14 protein-coding genes and 1 tRNA gene are annotated in these 16,926 nt (G+C 71.3%); 8 read left to right on the plus strand and 7 right to left on the minus strand.

Annotation, left to right across the window (positions count from 1 at the left end; translation table 11 throughout):
* Positions 1-16: 16 nt before the first annotated feature.
* A complete protein-coding gene (gene sucB, locus KRH_RS07065) occupies positions 17-2,242 on the plus strand; it encodes a 2-oxoglutarate dehydrogenase, E2 component, dihydrolipoamide succinyltransferase (protein WP_012398510.1) in 2,226 nt (741 codons plus the stop codon).
* A 164-nt stretch (positions 2,243-2,406) separates the two neighbouring features.
* Positions 2,407-2,757: a hypothetical protein gene (locus KRH_RS07070; RefSeq protein ID WP_012398511.1), complete on the plus strand. Its 351-nt coding sequence runs from the start codon at positions 2,407-2,409 to the stop codon at positions 2,755-2,757.
* Positions 2,758-2,852: 95 nt separating this feature from the next.
* Here KRH_RS07070 and KRH_RS07075 read toward each other — a convergent pair whose 3' ends face one another.
* A complete protein-coding gene (locus KRH_RS07075) occupies positions 2,853-4,793 on the minus strand; it encodes a protein kinase (RefSeq protein ID WP_012398512.1) in 1,941 nt (646 codons plus the stop codon).
* Positions 4,794-5,101: 308 nt separating this feature from the next.
* Between KRH_RS07075 and lipB the strand changes: the two genes are divergently transcribed.
* The 3 genes from lipB (at position 5,102) to KRH_RS07090 (ending at position 7,871) form a co-directional block, all read left to right on the plus strand.
* A complete protein-coding gene (lipB, locus tag KRH_RS07080; RefSeq protein WP_012398513.1) occupies positions 5,102-5,824 on the plus strand; it encodes a lipoyl(octanoyl) transferase LipB in 723 nt (240 codons plus the stop codon).
* Positions 5,825-5,914: 90 nt separating this feature from the next.
* Positions 5,915-6,922: a lipoyl synthase gene (gene lipA / locus KRH_RS07085; RefSeq protein WP_012398514.1), complete on the plus strand. Its 1,008-nt coding sequence runs from the start codon at positions 5,915-5,917 to the stop codon at positions 6,920-6,922.
* 199 nt (positions 6,923-7,121) lie between these two features.
* Positions 7,122-7,871, plus strand: coding sequence for a DUF4191 domain-containing protein (locus KRH_RS07090; RefSeq protein WP_012398515.1), 750 nt, complete (start codon positions 7,122-7,124; stop codon positions 7,869-7,871).
* 182 nt (positions 7,872-8,053) lie between these two features.
* On the opposite strand, the gene KRH_RS07095 is transcribed toward KRH_RS07090, so the two are convergent.
* Positions 8,054-8,500 carry an RDD family protein gene (locus KRH_RS07095; RefSeq protein ID WP_012398516.1) on the minus strand — a complete coding sequence of 149 codons (447 nt, stop codon included), beginning with the start codon at positions 8,498-8,500 and terminating at the stop codon, positions 8,054-8,056.
* 223 nt (positions 8,501-8,723) lie between these two features.
* Here KRH_RS07095 and glnA point away from each other — a divergent pair, with 223 nt between their 5' ends.
* Positions 8,724-10,148 carry a type I glutamate--ammonia ligase gene (gene glnA, locus KRH_RS07100; RefSeq protein WP_012398517.1) on the plus strand — a complete coding sequence of 475 codons (1,425 nt, stop codon included), beginning with the start codon at positions 8,724-8,726 and terminating at the stop codon, positions 10,146-10,148.
* Positions 10,149-10,323: 175 nt separating this feature from the next.
* On the opposite strand, the gene mptB is transcribed toward glnA, so the two are convergent.
* Positions 10,324-11,901 carry a polyprenol phosphomannose-dependent alpha 1,6 mannosyltransferase MptB gene (gene mptB / locus KRH_RS07105; RefSeq protein ID WP_012398518.1) on the minus strand — a complete coding sequence of 526 codons (1,578 nt, stop codon included), beginning with the start codon at positions 11,899-11,901 and terminating at the stop codon, positions 10,324-10,326.
* Between the two features lie 172 nt (positions 11,902-12,073).
* Between mptB and orn the strand changes: the two genes are divergently transcribed.
* Together orn and KRH_RS07115 are read left to right on the plus strand one after the other, a co-directional pair.
* Entirely contained in the window at positions 12,074-12,697 is a 624-nt protein-coding gene (gene orn, locus KRH_RS07110; protein ID WP_226905871.1) for an oligoribonuclease, read from the plus strand.
* Between the two features lie 153 nt (positions 12,698-12,850).
* Positions 12,851-12,926 (plus strand) — tRNA-His (locus KRH_RS07115).
* Between the two features lie 189 nt (positions 12,927-13,115).
* On the opposite strand, the gene KRH_RS07120 is transcribed toward KRH_RS07115, so the two are convergent.
* From KRH_RS07120 to KRH_RS07135, 4 genes are all read right to left on the minus strand, one after another.
* Positions 13,116-14,300, minus strand: coding sequence for a zinc-dependent alcohol dehydrogenase (locus KRH_RS07120; protein WP_012398520.1), 1,185 nt, complete (start codon positions 14,298-14,300; stop codon positions 13,116-13,118).
* Between the two features lie 88 nt (positions 14,301-14,388).
* On the minus strand, positions 14,389-15,297 hold the full coding sequence (locus KRH_RS07125; RefSeq protein ID WP_012398521.1) for an SDR family oxidoreductase: 909 nt from the start codon (positions 15,295-15,297) through the stop codon (positions 14,389-14,391).
* A gap of 113 nt (positions 15,298-15,410) precedes the next feature.
* Positions 15,411-16,064, minus strand: a complete 654-nt coding sequence (locus tag KRH_RS07130) for a response regulator transcription factor (RefSeq protein ID WP_012398522.1) — start codon at positions 16,062-16,064, stop codon at positions 15,411-15,413.
* A 21-nt stretch (positions 16,065-16,085) separates the two neighbouring features.
* A complete protein-coding gene (locus KRH_RS07135) occupies positions 16,086-16,916 on the minus strand; it encodes a glycosyltransferase family 2 protein (protein WP_226905870.1) in 831 nt (276 codons plus the stop codon).
* Positions 16,917-16,926 lie beyond the last annotated feature (10 nt).

A 16,926-nucleotide genomic window follows, 5' to 3' on the forward strand; every position in this document is an offset into this window, starting at 1 on the left:
AGGGACGGACACGACAATGTCTGAGACCGTTAACCTGCCCGCGCTGGGCGAGTCTGTCACCGAAGGAACCGTCACCCGCTGGCTCAAGCAGGTGGGCGAGGAAGTGGCCGTCGACGAGCCCCTGGTGGAGGTGTCCACGGACAAGGTGGACACCGAGGTCCCCTCCCCCGTGGCCGGTGTGATCGAGAAGATCCTGGTCGATGAGGACGAGGACGTCGAGGTCGGCGCCCCGCTGGTCGTCATCGGCGACGGCTCCGGTGACTCCGGTTCCGACGACTCCTCCCAGGACGCCGCGGCGCAGGAGGACTCCACCGACGAGTCCCAGGACGAGGAGCAGGCCGCGGAGATCAAGACCGAACAGGCCCCGAAGGCGGACACCAAGCAGGCCTCGGGCAACTCGGTGGAGGTCACCCTGCCCGCACTGGGCGAGTCCGTGACCGAGGGCACCGTGACCCGCTGGCTCAAGCAGGTCGGCGAGAGCATCGAGGTGGACGAGCCCCTGCTCGAGGTCTCCACCGACAAGGTCGACACCGAGGTCCCCTCCCCCGTGGCCGGCACGATCCTGGAGATCAAGGTCCAGGAGGACGAGGACGCCGAGGTCGGCCAGGTTCTGGCCATCGTGGGCGACGAGTCCGCGGCGTCCTCCGATGCCGGGTCCGACTCCGACAACGGCTCCTCCGAGACCTCCGGCGAGACCAAGGCCGAGAAGGTCGAGGACGCCGCCACCGCCGCCGACTCCGGTGAGAACACCGAACAGGCCGCGGAGATCAAGACCGAACAGGCCCCGAAGGCGGACACCAAGCAGGCCTCGGGCAACTCGGTGGAGGTCACCCTGCCCGCACTGGGCGAGTCCGTGACCGAGGGCACCGTGACCCGCTGGCTCAAGCAGGTCGGCGAGAGCATCGAGGTGGACGAGCCCCTGCTCGAGGTCTCCACCGACAAGGTCGACACCGAGGTCCCCTCCCCCGTGGCCGGCACGATCCTGGAGATCAAGGTCCAGGAGGACGAGGACGCCGAGGTCGGCCAGGTTCTGGCCATCGTGGGCGACGAGTCCGCGGCGTCCTCCGATGCCGGGTCCGACTCCGACAACGGCTCCTCCGAGACCTCCGGCGAGACCAAGGCCGAGAAGGTCGAGGACGCCGCCACCGCCGCCGACTCCGGTGAGAACACCGAACAGGCCGCGGAGATCAAGACCGAACAGGCCCCGAAGGCGGACACCAAGCAGGCCTCGGGCAAGGCTGGTTCGGAGCAGTCCTCCACCGGCAACGCTGGCACGGACGTCCCGGGCTACGTGACCCCGCTGGTGCGCAAGCTGGCCCGCGAGAAGAACGTGGACCTGAGCACCCTCACCGGCACCGGTGTGGGCGGCCGCATCCGCAAGCAGGACGTCCTCGCCGCGGCGGAGAAGTCCGAGACGTCCTCGGCACCCGCCATCCAGGACACCGGAGCGGACATGGCCCCGGCCGTGTCCCAGCAGGGTTCTGCGAAGGCCCCCGAGGCGGCTCCGGCCCCGGACGCCAAGCGCGGCACCACCGAGAAGGCCCCGCGCATCCGCATGACGATCGCCAAGCGTATGCGCGAGTCCCTGGACGTCTCCGCCCAGCTCACCCAGGTGACCGAGGTGGACATGACCCGCGTGGCCAAGCTTCGTCAGCAGGCCAAGGACCAGTTCCAGAAGCGCGAGGGCGCCAAGCTCACGTTTATGCCCTTCTTCGCGAAGGCCGTGGCCGAGGCACTGCAGGCGCACCCCGTGCTCAACGCCACCTTCAAGGAGGAGTCGAAGGAGATCGTCTACAACTCCTCCGAGGACATCGCAATCGCCGTGGACACCCCGCGCGGTCTGCTGGTGCCGGTGGTGAAGAACGCGGGTGACCTCAACCTGGGTGGTCTGGCCAAGCAGATCGCCGAGCTGGGCGCCTCCGCCAAGGACGGCAGCATCTCGCCGGACGCCCTGGCCGGTGGCACCTTCACGATCACCAACATCGGCTCGTTCGGGGCCCTGTTCGACACCCCGATCATCAACCAGCCGCAGGTGGGCATCTTGGGCACCGGGTCGATCGTGAAGCGCCCCATGGTGGTCACGGACGCGGAGGGCAACGACACCATCGCCATCCGCCACATGTGCTACCTGTCGCTGACCTACGACCACCGCCTGGTGGACGGCGCCGACGCCGGGCGCTTCCTGAGCACCCTCAAGAAGCGTCTCGAGGCTGGCCAGTTCGAGTCCGAGGTCGGTCTCTGAGCCACCCCGCTCCGCCGCTGCCCGCCCGTCCCGTTCACCCGGGACCGGCGGGCAGCGGTCTGTGCGCGGTCTTACGTTGACCTGGGGTGTGCGGTGTCTCACGCGCGCCGCGTGCCGGGGCCTCCCGGGCGTTCGCCCACCCGACGGTCGGATAGTCTCGGAGCATGACTTTTCTGCTGAATCTCCTCGTCTTCCTGCACATCGTGGGTGTGGCCGTGATCGTGGGCACGTGGTTCTACACCATGAAGCGGCCCACCGTGACCGTGGCCCAGTTCTGGGCCGCCGTGCTGATGCTCGTCACGGGTCTCGGGCTCGTGGGCATCCACGAGATGGAGGGCGACACCATCAACTACGCGAAGATCACCGTGAAGATCGTGATCCTGCTGGTGGTGCTCGTGGCCGCGTTCATCGGCATGCGCAAGACCCAGCGCAACGAGCCCGTCTCCACCGGTCTCGCCCACGCCGTGGGTGGCATGGCGCTGATCAACGCGGCCGTGGCCGTCTTCTGGCACTAGCCCGCGGACTCGGCGACGGCTGAGCGCCGAACCCACTGACCCCGGGTCCTCCTCGTCGAGGAGGACCCGGGGTCTTTCCGTGGTGACTCGCCGGCTCACTTCCGGGGTAACGGGGTCACGTCCGTGAGGCGCCACCCCTGGGAGGTCTGCACCACGGTGATCCGGACGGACTGCCGGGCGTCGCCACCCTCGCGTGTCACGGCCGACCCGGCAGGCAGCTCCCCGTGCCACCCGCGGGTGAGCACCTCCGCGCGGTAGGTCCGGCTCCGCGCGGCCTCCGCCGGGCTCAGGTGCGCGCCGGGAGCGGGGGGCTGCTCCTCCAGGGAGACGACCTCCATGCTCAGTCCCGACAGTGCCGTAAAACCACTGCCCGTGCTGTCCTGGGCGGCCGCGCGGCGGATCACCTCCCGGTCCCGGGCCGCGAGTCCTGAGTCCGGCACGTAGACCGCGGCGGCCGCCGCCTCGTCCCCCGCCGCGAGCGCCGCGGCCCGTTCGGCCACGAGAGCCCGCACCGCGTCCGCCGCTTCACGGTCCTTGTCCTGCATGCTGGCTCCGGGCGCGGAGGCAGAGCTGTGGGTCGGCGTCCCCGGGCTGGGTGAGGCCCCGTGTCCCGCACCCGGGGACGTGCTGCCCGTGGCAGGCGTCTGCCGGTCCGCCGCGGCCCGCGACGGGTCCGTCGACGGCGCAGCGGGCGCCGGGGGCGAGGCAGCGGCACCCGCGTCGGCACCGGTTCCGGTGGAACCGTCGTGCTGGACGAGGGCCCAGGCGAGGGCCACTGCCAGCAGCACCGCGAGCAGCAGCGCGGGGCCCCGTACGCCGGGCCGACGCACGGCGGCGCCCACGGCGCCCAGGACGGTCTCCCGACCGCCCGGAGGCGCGGCAGCACCGGCGGATCCGACGGTCCGTCCCCGGCCACCCACCGGCGCGGTGGCAGCCTCGCCACGGCCTGAGTCGGGACGCAGGCGAGCCACTGCCCGAGGCAGGGCGCGGGCCCGCAGCTTCACCACCGTTCCGTCGGCGCGGATCACCTCGGGAGTCATGCGCTCCGGTGGTCGGCGCGCGGGGCGGGTGCGGGGCGCGGGGGCGCTGAACCCGGTCGCGAGCTCGTGGGCCGAGGGCCGCGCGGCGGGATCGTCGGCGAGCGCGGCCTCGAGCATCAGCACCAGGTGCCGCGGCGCAGTGGGGCACATGAGCGTGAGCGGAACACGGTGGGAGTCCGTTCCGGGCAGCCGGCCAGTCAGCGCCAGCCACCCCAGCACGCCGAGGTCGTAGACGTCCTGGGCGGCGCTCGCCCCCTCGTGCGCGGCGTCGTCGTCCCACTGCTCCGTCCCGGCAGCGGCGCCCGCCGCACTCGCCGGTTCCTGCCCCGGGTGGTCTTCCGTCCACGGCGGCACCCCGGCATCGGGCACGGCCCACTCGTCCCGGGGTCCGTGATGGCCGCCCACACCCGGTGCGCGCTCCTCCTCGACGAGCCCCGCGGTGTCCGGGGTTTGGCGACCGTGCCCCCACGGCACCCGGAGCGAGGATCCGAACGGGACGCCGTACCCGTCAACGACCGCCCCGTCGCCCGTGAGCAGCACGTGCTCCGCGCCGAGGCGCCCGTGGGCCCAACCGCGGTCGTGCAGGTGGCCCAGGGCTCGCGCGACGTCCCCGAGCACGCTCGACATCTCCTCGGGGCTGATCCGTTCCGCGCCGCGGGCCCGCTCGTGCAGGGTCTCCGCCGTCACGCACGCACTCACCAGTGCCCGGACCTGCGCCCCCTCCCCGAGGGTGCCCAGCACCGGCACCAGGTGGGGGTGCGGGGCCTCGGCGAACGCGGCCACGAGTGCGGCGAACCGCTGCTCGTGCCGCTGCCGCAGCGCCGGATCCGGTCCCGTGGCGAACGTGACGGTGAACGGCTCGCGTGTGCTGCGCTCCCTGGCCCGCCAGGTACGCGTGCCCCCGCCCTCCGCCTGCACGGCCACGAGCTCCAGTCCCCCGGACGCCGACGCCGCCGCCTCACCGTGGGTGCTCTCCTCCCCGATTCGCGACGCCACGGAGCAGTCGTCCCCTTCCCTGGAGGGCGTGTCCGGGGTCTGTCCGGCGGCGTCATGTGGGAGCGCCGGGGGCGCGGCCGTGCCCCGCGCGGCCCGGAGCCGTTCCTCCGCGCTGCGGTGCCGGCCCCGTGCGCCGGCGGGGGCGGCGTCGTCCGGTGCGCGGGCGGCGTCGTCGGCTGCCGGGGCGGAGGGCCCGGGGGATTCGCTCCCGGGGTGTCTGCGGTCTGCGTGCATGGCACCACTGTGCCCCGCCGGGAGTGGTCCCGCTCACGTTATCCACAGGCTGGGGGAAGGGATAGGCTGGATGAATGGCTCTGCACTTCGAACGCATTGGATTCGCCCCGGAGCTGGTGAACTACCGGGAGTGCCTGGACCTGCAGCGGCAGGTCCACCAGGAGGTCGTGGCCGGTTCCCGCGGCAACACGGTGCTCATGGTCGAGCACGATCCCGTCTACACCGCCGGGCGCCGCACCGAGAAGCACGAGTACCCGTGGGACGGCACCGAGGTGGTGCCCATCGGCCGCGGCGGGAAGCTGACCTACCACGGCCCCGGGATGCTCGTGGGCTACCCGATCGTGCGCCTGCCCATCCCGCTGGACGTCGTGCGCTTCGTGCGCGTGCTCGAGGAGGTCATCATCGCGGTGGTCCGTGACTTCGGGGTGCCCGCCACCACGGTGGAGGGACGCTCCGGGGCGTGGGTGCTCGCGGACGAGCGCGGTCCGGACCGGAAGATCTCCGCCATCGGGGTGCAGGTGTCCAAGCGCGCCACCATGCACGGCTTCGCCCTGAACTGCTCCAACGACCTCCGGCCGTTCGGCAAGATCATCCCGTGCGGGATCACCGACGCCGGGGTCACGTCCCTGAGCGCCGAGACAGGGAATCGCATCGACCCCGCGGACGTTGTGGAGCGTATGGAGCAGGAGCTCTCGGCCCGGGAGGCGGACCTGTGCGTCCCGTTCGAGCCCGACACCCCCGCCGAGCCGGTGCGGCTGCCCGCCCCGGGAACGGCCACCAGCGCCGCCGCCTCCTGAGACGGCCACCCGCCACAGACCGCACGAGACCCGCCGGCCCCGAATACCGTGGGGCCCGGGCCACGCCCGCACCACCAGCGAGGAGTACTCATGACCATCGCACCCGAAGGCCGCAAGCTGCTGCGCGTCGAGGCACGCAATGCCGAGGTGCCCATCGAGAAGAAGCCGTCGTGGTTGAAGAACACGGCCAAGATGGGCCCCCAGTTCACGGAGCTCAAGTCCATGGCCCGCGGCCGCGGTCTGCACACGGTGTGCGAGGAGGCCGGCTGCCCCAACATCTACGAGTGCTGGGAGGACCGCGAGGCCACGTTCCTCATCGGCGGTGACACCTGCACCCGACGCTGCGACTTCTGCGACATCGCCACGGGCAAGCCCGGCATGGTGGACGTGGCCGAGCCGCGCAAGGTCGCCGAGTCCGTGCGCGACCTCGGGCTGCGCTACGCGACCGTCACGTCCGTGGCCCGCGACGACCTCGCGGACGGCGGGGCCTGGCTCAACGCAGAGACCATCCGCGCGATCCACGCCATGAACCCGAGCACGGGCGTGGAGATCCTGATCCCGGACTTCAAGGGCCAGCCGGACGCCGTTCAGCAGGTCATCGACGCGCAGCCCGAGGTCTTCGCACACAATCTGGAGACCGTGCCGCGCATCTTCAAGCAGATCCGCCCCGCCTTCGCGTACGAGCGCTCCCTGGACGTGCTCACGCAGGGCAAGGAGCACGGCATGATCGTGAAGTCCAACCTGATCCTGGGCATGGGCGAGACCGACGACGAGGTCTACGAGGCCCTGTGCGACCTCCACGACGCCGGGTGCGACATCATCACGCTCACGCAGTACCTGCGCCCGGGGCCCACGTTCCACCCCATCGACCGCTGGGTGAAGCCCGAGACGTTCGTGGAGCTGTCCAAGGCCGCCGAGGAGATCGGCTTCCTGGGCGTCATGGCCGGGCCCATGGTCCGTTCCAGCTACCGCGCCGGCAAGCTGTGGGCGCGCGCCATGAAGAAGATGGGCCGGGAGATCCCCGAGCACCTCTCGCACATCGACGACTCCGGCTCCGCGACCCAGGAGGCCTCCTCCCTGCTGGCCCGCCTGGGCTGAGGCCCACCCGCCGCCATCCGACGACGCCGCCCGGTTCCGGGCGGCGTCGTCGCGTCCCGGGCGGGGCGCGCCCCGGGAGTCGACCGCGGTGCGGACGCGTGTGCCCCGCCCCGGGACGCGCCCCCGCGCGTCGAGCGGCGCCCGCGCGGCAGCGGATAGAATGACCGCGATCCCCTACCAGCTACTGCGAGGAACCACCGTGTCACCAGCCACCTCCACCAAGGCCAGGGCCGCCGAGCGCGACCGCAAGCGTGAGGAGAAGCGCCAGCGCAAGGCCGCCAAGGGCCCCGGCGTCTTCGCGCAGATGAAGCAGGTCTTCCAGATGACCCGCGAGAGCGAGCCGAACATCCTGTGGTGGATGATCCTGCTGGGCCTTGCGGTGCTGCTGGTGTTCCTGCTGATCGGCGTGGCCCTGGGCAACTGGGTCACGTGGCTGCTGATCGGCATTCCGTTCGCGGTGCTCGCCGCGGTGATCCTGCTCTCCCGCAGGGCGGAGCGGGCGGCGTTCACCCGCATCGAGGGCCAGCCCGGTGCCGCCGGTGCCGCGCTGTCCACGCTCAAGCGCGGCTGGATCGTCGAGGAGGAGCCGGCCGCCATGGACCCCAAGTCCAAGGACCTGCTCTTCCGTGCCGTGGGCCGGCCCGGCGTCGTGTTCATCACCGAGGGCCCCGTGAACCGCGTGGAGAAGCTCGTCAAGAAGGAGCGCCGCCGCATCGGACCCGTGATCACCAACGTGCCGATCCACGTGATCAAGTCCGGCAACGGCGAGGGCCAGGTGCCGCTGAACAAGCTCGCCAAGACCCTGCGCGGGCTGGACAACAAGCTCACCAAGCAGGAGGTGCAGGTGGTGCACCGCCGCATGAACACCCTGCAGAACCGCCTGCCCATCCCCAAGGGCGTGGATCCCACCCGCGCCCGCCCGGACCGGAAGTCCATGCGCGGCCGCTGACGCGACCTGGAGGATCCTTTCCCTCCCAGCGGCCCCTGCGGCGTGGGGCACCCGGGTGAGCGCCCCGTGAGAATTCAGGGCCGCTGAGCCGGCCCAGCGGCGTCGTCACGTCCGCGGGCGGACCCGCGCCCGGAGGCGCAGAGTGCCGTGCTCGGGGCGGGGGGGGGATCAGGGCACGGGGTTCAGCGCACGCGCACGAGGATGGTGCCCACGGCGCGGTCGTGGAGGCCGCGGTGGTCCTCGTCCACCACGAGCGGCGGGACCACCAGACAGATCAGCAGCGACCGGACGGCCGCTCTGCCGAAACCGGCGGGGCGGCCGTCCATCGTCTGCACCTGCAGGCCCATGATCCAGTGCCCGGGGGTGCGGCCGAAGAAGCCCACCATGAGCGCGCTGAGCACGAAGAACACGAGCAGGTTCATCAGCCCGGACCCGTTCCAGCGGCTCAGGAACGCCGAGGCGAGCGCGAGGGCGAGCAGCCAGTCGAGCACGAGGGCCACCACGCGCGGCGCGAAGCGGGCGACGGAGCCGGGGCCCTGCGCGGGACGCCTGAGCCGACGCCCGGGGTAGGGGCTGCCGGAACCCGGTGCGCCGTCGAGCCACGAGCCCATGTCCTGGCGAGAAATCATGGCCCCCAGCCTATCCGCCGCGGCGGGGGCCCCGCGCACGCTCGCTAGACTGGGCCGCGTACTGACCGGTCGGCGGCCCCCCGGGCGTTACACGGTGGAAACACGGGTGACACCGGGGGGCAACGCCAGGTTCTTACGCTGGACACCAGAACCGGACGGCGGCGGCACCCCGCACGGGTCCCGCCACGCCGATCGGACGCCCACAGAGAAGGAGAACAGGTCCATGTTCCAATCAGCCGAAGAAGTCCTGGCGTACCTCAAGGACGAAGAGGTGGTGTTCGTCGATCTGCGCTTCACGGACATGCCCGGGGTGCAGCAGCACTTCAACCTGCCGGCCAAGGCGGTGGACGAGGATTTCTTCACGGACGGCCAGCTCTTCGACGGGTCCTCGATCCGCGGCTTCCAGGGCATCGCCGAGTCCGACATGCAGCTGATCCCGGACCCCCAGTCCGCGTTCGTGGACCCCTTCCGGGTCGAGAAGACCCTGGTGGTCACGTGCTCGATCGTCAACCCCCGCACCGGTGAGCCCTACCATCGCGATCCCCGCGGCGTGGCCGAGCGCGCCGAGGCCTACCTGGCCTCCACCGGCATCGCGGACACCGCCAACTTCGCCTCCGAGGCCGAGTTCTTCGTGTTCGACGACGCCCGCTTCCAGGTGCGCCCCGAGTCCACCTTCTACAAGCTGGACTCCGAGGAGGCCCCGTGGAACAGCGGCCGCAAGGAGGAGGGCGGCAACCTCGCCAACAAGACCGCCGTGAAGGGCGGGTACTTCCCGGTCTCGCCCGTGGACAAGCAGGCGGACCTGCGTGACGCCATGTGCGTGGCCCTGGACGACGTGGGCCTCGAGGTGGAGCGCTCCCACCACGAGGTGGGCGCCTCCGGCCAGGCGGAGATCAACTACACGTTCTCCACCCTCACGGCGGCGGCGGACGACCTGCTGAAGTTCAAGTACGTGATCAAGAACACCGCGGACGCGTTCGGCAAGACCGTCACGTTCATGCCCAAGCCCGTGTTCAACGACAACGGCTCCGGCATGCACTGCCACCAGTCCCTGTGGAAGGGCGGGGAGCCGCTGTTCTACGACGAGAAGGGCTACGCGGGCCTCTCGGACGTGGCCCGCTGGTACATCGGCGGTCTGCTCGAGCACTCCTCCGCCGTGCTGGCGTTCACCAACCCCACGGTGAACTCCTACCGCCGCCTGGTGAAGGGCTTCGAGGCCCCCGTGAACATGGTGTACTCGCAGGGCAACCGCTCCGCGGGTATCCGGATCCCGATCACGGGCACCAACCCCAAGGCCAAGCGCCTGGAGTTCCGCGCCCCGGATCCCTCCTGCAACCCGTACCTCGCGTTCGCCGCGCAGCTGATGGCCGGGCTGGACGGCATCCGCAACCGCATCGAGCCCGCGGACCCGGTGGACAAGGACCTCTACGAGCTGCCCCCGGAGGAGGCCAAGGACATCAAGAAGGCCCCGGGCACCCTGGAGGAGGCCCTACAGGCGCTCGAGGAGGACCACGAGTTCCTGCTCGCCGGTGACGTGTTCACCGAGGACCTCATCGAGTCCTGGATCGAGTACAAGCGCGAGTTCGAGCTCAAGCCGCTCTCGCTCGTGCCCCACCCCCTGGAGTTCGAGCTCTACTACGGCGTGTGAGACCCACCCGCCGTTCGCGGTGCCTCCCGCCACCGCCGGTGCGGTGGGCGCGCGGGGCGGGGGGGCGACGTCGTTCGGCGGGTTCGGCGGGTTCGGCGGCCGACCGCGCCGGGTGCGCCGCAGCCGACCCGCCGCGCCCGGTGAGCGGGTGCCGCAGCACCGCAGCGGGACGGGTCTAGAGCACCACCGCGCGCGGGACCGGGTCTGCCCGTCGGATGCGCCGTGTGGCGGGGTCCAGCGCCCAGAGGTAGACCCCGAAGGTGAAGGCCACGAGGGCGGAGATCACGCGCGCGGCGATCAGGTTCAGGTCCAGGTACGGGAACACGTCCAGCTGGTCCGCCACGGCGTACACCGTGAAGAAGCCCGTGACGAAGAACAGCACGTCCGTGTGCCAGTCCGGGCGGATGCCCGTGATGGCGAACAGCGGGATGAGCCACACCACGTACCACGCCTGGATGATCGGGGCGAGCAGCACGAAGCCGGCCATGGACCACGCGAGGCGCCGCATGATGGTGCCGTCCCGTCCCACGAACATCAGCACCACGGCCGTCCCGGCCGCGAGCAGCGTGCCCAGCGAGTGCACGGCGTCCATCCACGCGGAGCCGTCCAGGCCCCACGAGTCCCCCACGAGCTGCGCGAACAGGCCCAGCAGTCCGATGGGCGCGTACCAGATGTAGACGGTCCCGGGGGTGGACACCGCCGAGACCCACCCGAAGCCGAAGCCGCTCACGAGTCCCATGATCCCCAGCAGCACCACGGCGTACGCGAGCGTCAGGGCCCACACCACGAACCTGCGGGGCCACGAGGCGTTCCTCCCGGCCCAGAGCAGGCCGATGAACGGCAGGAACACGAGGGTGATGGGCTTGATGGCCACGGACAGGGTCACCAGCGTGGTGCCGATCAGTCCGCCCCTCCAGTTGCGCTGCACGGCCGCGGCGTAGGTGCCCAGCAGGGCGAGCGCGAGCATGATGGCGTCGTTGTGCGCGGCGATCACGAAGTTGGTGAGCAGCAGCGGGTTGGCCACCGTGAGCCACAGTGCGCGGCGCGGGTTCACCCCGTGCAGCCGGGCCAGCCGCGGGACCACCCACATGCACGCGAGCACGGCGAGCACGCACATGGCGCGGAACAGCAGCACGGCCACGTCCGGGTTGCCGCCCGAGAGGGTCACCACGAGCTGCTCGAGCCACAGGAACACCGGCCCGTACGGCGGCGGGGACTCGGCCCACAGCTGGTCTGCGCCGAGCTGGAAGAAGTTGTCGATGGAGGAGACCCCGGACTCGTAGGGGTTCAGCCCGCTGGCCGTCACCCGCCCCTGGCCGATGTACGAGTACACGTCCCGGCTGAACAGCGGGATGCTCACGAGCATGGGCCCGGACCACGCGGCAATCGCCGTCAGCACCCAGCGCGCGCTCTGCGGGCCCCACGGGTGCAGCTTCTGCCCGAGCCGCAGCCACTGGCGCACCAGCAGCATGGCTCCCAGGGCCAGCAGCACGATCGAGACCACCACGCCGATGGTCTCGAAGCGCATCCACATCACCAGGGGGTTTCGGCGCAGCCCCGAGATGCTCGCGAGCCACCCCACCCCCAGGGATCCGAGGAACAGCATCGTGGAGCCGAGGGTGCCCGCCGCCACCGTGCGCCACAGGGAGCGCGACGCCGCCGTGCCCCCGGCCGCGGCCCTGGTGCTCCCGGGCGGGGTCCCGGTGCGTCCGAGCAGCGCGAGGACGCGCCGCGTCCCGGACGTGGTGCGCACAGGTGGCCTCCCGAAGACGTGCGTGCCGGCGCGGGCGTACCCGTGCGGCGTCGTGCCACGGGCGCTGGGGGCGCGCCGGGGCTGGTCGGGCCCGATCCTACCGCGCCCGGTGGAGCGCACGCCGGTGGCCGCGCGGGGTCCGTGACGGTGCCGACGCGATAGATTGGGGGACGTGACGACTGGTAACCGGAGAATTGTGTGGATCGACTGCGAGATGACGGGGCTGTCCCTGTCCGAGGACGCGCTCATCGAGGTCGCGGCGCTCGTGACCGACGACGAGCTCAACGTGCTCGGCAGCGGCGTGGACGTGGTGATCAAGCCCCCGCAGCAGGCCCTCGAGCAGATGAACGACTTCGTGCGCACCATGCACGAGAACTCCGGGCTGTTGCCCGAGCTCGAGCGCGGCATGGACATGGCCCAGGCCCAGGCCATGGTGCTCGACTACATCCGCGAGTGGGTTCCGGACGCCGGCAAGGCTCCCCTGGGCGGGAACTCCGTGGGCACGGACAAGACCTTCCTCACCCGTGACATGCCGGAGCTGGTGGATCACCTGCACTATCGCGTGATCGACGTGTCCACCATCAAGGAGCTCGCTCGCCGGTGGTACCCCCGTGCCTACTTCCAGGCCCCGGAGAAGACCGGCAACCACCGTGCGCTGGGGGACATCGAGGACTCCATCGACGAGCTGCGCTACTACCGCCACATCCTGTTCCCCGCGGACCCGGGGCCCACCTCGGACGACGCCCGGAAGGTGGCCGCCCTCATCAAGGCCTCCCCCACCGGGTCGGGGCGCTGACAGCCGCCCCAGGGTGAGACATCCGGCGCGGCCCCTGGAGCACCGATACGGGTTGCGGGGCGCCGGTCCCCCGATGCGCGATTCCGCCCCCGGTTGCGCTATAGTGGTCGTCGTTGCCCGGCGGGACCGAACGGTTCCGTCACGGGTTCCATGGTGGGCGTAGCTCAGTCGGCAGAGCGCCTGGTTGTGGTCCAGGAGGTCGCGGGTTCAACCCCCGTCGCTCACCCCAGTCAACACAGAACGCGGCACCCCGTGCGGGGTGCCGCGTTCTGCATGTCCGAGCCCAACACCCCGTTGCCGCAGACCCGCCCGGGCCCGGTGCCGCCGCAGGCCCCGGGTGCCGCGGTGCTCGTGGTGCGGCCACGAGAACGGCCGGCCACCCCGCGGGGGTGACCGGCCGTCGTCGTGCGCGGTGGGGCTACGGCTTGAGGACCACCTTGATGCAGCCGTCCTTCTTCTCCTGGAACATCTTGTACGCCTCCGGCGCCTCGTCCAGGGACACGTGGTGCGTGGCCAGGGACTCCAGCCCCAGGACGTCCTCGGGCCGGCTGGCGATCTCCAGCAGCTCGTCCGTCCAGTGGCGCACGTGGCACTGGCCCATGCGCATGGTGATGCCCTTGTCGAACATCTCCATCATGGGCATGGGATCCGCCATTCCCCCGTACACGCCGGACAGGGACACGGTGCCCGCACGGCGCACGCTGTGTATGGCCGTGTGCAGCGCGTCCAGTCGGTCGATGCCCGCGGTCTCGATGGCCTTGCGGCCCAGTGCCTTGGGCAGGCGGGCGGCACCGGCGACGACCTTCTCGGCGATCGGGTTGCCGTGGGCCTCCATGCCCACGGCGTCCAGGACACCGTCCGGGCCGCGGCCGTCGGTCATGTCCTTGAGGGTGTCCGAGACGTCGTCGACCTCGCGCAGGTCCACCGTCTCCGCACCCCAGCTCTTGGCCAGCGCCAGGCGCTCGTCCACGAGGTCCACGGCGATGACGCGCTTGACGCCCTGCAGGGCTGCGGAGCGCACCGCCAGCTGCCCCACGGGACCGAGGCCCAGCACCGCGAGGGTGTCCTCCTCTCCCACGTTCGCGTACTTCACGCCCTGCCACGCGGTGGGCAGGATGTCGCTGAGGTAGAGGAAGCGCTCGTCCTCGAAGTCCTGGGGCAGCTTCACGGGGCCGAAGTCCGCGTGCGGCACGCGCACCATCTCGGCCTGCCCGCCGGGCACCGAGCCGTAGAGGGAGGAGAAGCCGAACAGGGCTGCGCCGGTGCCCATCTCACGGATCTGCGTGGTCTCGCACGCCGCGAACAGCCCGCGGTCGCACATCCAGCAGTGGCCGCACGCGATCACGAACGGCACCACCACGCGGTCCCCGGGACGCAGGCTGGAGACCCCGGAACCGACCTCCTCCACGACGCCCATGAACTCGTGGCCCAGCACGTAGTCCTTTTGCAGGTACGGGGCCAGCACCCCGTAGAGGTGCAGGTCCGAGCCGCAGATGGCCGTGGAGGTCACCCGCACGATCGCATCGGTGGGGTCCTGCAGGACGGGGTCGGGAACGTTCTCGACCCGGACGTCGCCGAGTCCTTGCCATGTCAGTGCTCGCATGGTGCCAGTCAACCACCAACGCCGTGAAATGACACCACCCCTGCGGGGGCGGTTGCGGCTCCGCAGGGGTGGTACTGGTGCGCGGGTCTCAGAAGACGGGTTTGCCGCCGGTCACACCGATCACCGTGCCCGAGACGTAGGAGGCCTCCGCCGGGCTCGCGAGGAACACGAACGCCCCGGCCAGTTCGGAGGGCTGGCCAGCGCGGCCCAGCGGGGTGTCCCCGCCGAACGCGGGCATGCCCTCCCCGGCCTTGGTGGCGGGCTGCAGGGGGGTCCAGATGGGCCCGGGCGCCACCGCGTTGACGCGGATGCCCTTCTCCCCCAGCTCACTGGCCAGGTTGACCGTGAAGTTGTTGATCGCGGCCTTGGTGGAGGCGTAGTCGATCAGGTTCTCGGAGGGGTCGTAGGCCTGGATGGAGCTCACGTTGATGATCGAGGAGCCCTCCTTCAGGTACGACAGCGCCTGCTGGGAGACCCAGAACAGCGCGTAGAGGTTGGTCTTGAAGACCCGGTCCATCTCCTCGGACTTCAGCCCCTGCAGCCCGCCCTCGCGGCGCGCCCACTGGAACCCCGCGTTGTTGACGAGGATGTCGAGCCCGCCCAGCTCCTTCGCCGCCTGGTCCACGACGCCGCGTGCCTGGGACTCCTCGCGCAGGTCGCCGGGGAGCAGGACCGCCTTGCGTCCGGCCTTCTCGATCCACTGCCGGGTGTCCTCGGCGTCCGACGTCTCCTCGGGGAGGTAGTTGATGGCCACGTCCGCGCCCTCGCGGGCGAACGCGATGGCCACGGCGCGGCCGATCCCGGAGTCACCGCCGGTCACGAGGGCCTTGAGACCGTCCAGTCGCCCGCGTCCCACCCAGGTCTGCTCGCCGTGGTCCGGCAGCGGGTCCATGTCCGTGGTCAGCCCCGGAGGGGTCTGCTCCTGCTCCGGGAAGCCGCCGTCCTCGCCGGCGAGCTGCTGGGCCTTCTTCTGTGCTGCGTACTCGTCTTCGCTCATGCGCCCATTGTGCCCCGGGCCGGCGAGACTCGTCCCCCACCTGCACGGGCGGGACGGCCGCACCCGCGATCGGCTCGGGCGAGGCCGAGCCGCCCGCCGGGGCGCGGGGTGGCTCACGCGGAGAGGACGCGCCGCTGCTGGCCCGAGGGGTCCATCCCGTGCTGCACGCCCCACAGGACGGCCTGGCTGCGCCGTTCGACGCCCATCTTGCGGTAGGCGGAGCGGATGTAGGACTTCACGGAGTTGATGCTGAGGTAGCAGTTGCGGGCGATCTCGTCATTGGTGAAGCCCTGGGTGATGAGCGCGATCACCTCGGCCTCGCGCGCTGAGAGACCGGTCCGGCGGCCGGGCCAGTCCGGCGGGGTGACGTCCTCGCGCACGGGCTCCGGCTCCACCACGCGCTCGCCCTCGTGCACGCGCACCAGGGCGTCGCCGAGCTCCTGCGCGCTGAGCTCCTTGGACAGGAACCCGTCCATGCCCATGGCCAGGGCCTCGTCCACACGCTGCGCGCTGACGTTCCAGGTGTACATGACCACCCTGCGGAAGCGGGCCTCCCCCAGCAGCCGCATCACGTCCCGCGTGCCGCGCCCGGTGGCCGCGAAGGCGTCGTAGAGCACCACGTCCACGTCCTGCTCCGGCAGCAGACCGGAGTCCAGCTCCACCACGTCGAGCCGGGGGTGGCGGCGCAGCATGTGCGCCACGCCCTCGACTACCACCGGGTAGTCGTTGATCAGGGCCAGGGAGATGTCAGGACGTTCGGAACTCACCACACGAGCATAATAGTAAGCTCACGCACTATCGCCCGAATCCCGGGCGGTCTCGCGCCAGCGTCCGCCCTCCCGCACGATGAGCCCGCGGGAGGCGAACTCCCGCAACCAGCCCTCCATGGGCTCGAAGCCCCAGGTGTCCTGGAACAGGGCCGCATTGCGGACGATGGCGGAGACGTGCTGCACGGGCGGGGACTGCGTGGGGTGGTACTGGTGGTACGCCGTGGCTCCCCCGAGCCACCACAGCGTTCCCCCGGCGGCCGCCAGCCGCTGACCGAAGTCCGTGTCCTCTCCGCCGTAGCCCACGTAGCGCTCGTCGAAGCCACCGGCGAGGTCCCACGTGCTGACCGTGCACGCCAGGGACAGGGACCACAGCATGCGGGGGTCGGCCGCCTCGAGCGCCCCGGGCTCCGGCAGCACCCGCGCCGGGTGGTCTCGGCCCAGCCGCGTCACGGTCTGCGGGGTGTGCTCGGCCTCCGACACGCCCTCGGGCAGGTACTGCACGCGTCCGCTCACCACGGCCGGGGCGCCGTCCAGCTCCCGGAGGGCCCACGTGTAGTCGCGCACCAGGTGCTCGTGGGGCAGACAGTCCACGTCGAGCAGCACCACGGTGTCCGCGCCGAGCTCCGCGGCCCGCCGCACTCCGGCGTTGCGCGCCGCGGCCAAAGGCAGCTCCGCCGCCGGGGGCAGCTCCACGGGCTCGCTCGGCACGTCCGGGTGCTGGGCCACCACGTCCCGGATCCCGGGGTCCCCCATGCTCACGACCACGTGGGCCAGGGGTACCTCGCTCTGCGCGGCGAGCCACTCGCGCTGACGCCGCAGGTGCGTGTGCCGGCCGCTGGCGATGGTCACGACGGCCGCG

This window comes from Kocuria rhizophila DC2201 (assembly GCF_000010285.1).
Lineage (GTDB): Bacteria > Actinomycetota > Actinomycetes > Actinomycetales > Micrococcaceae > Kocuria > Kocuria rhizophila_A.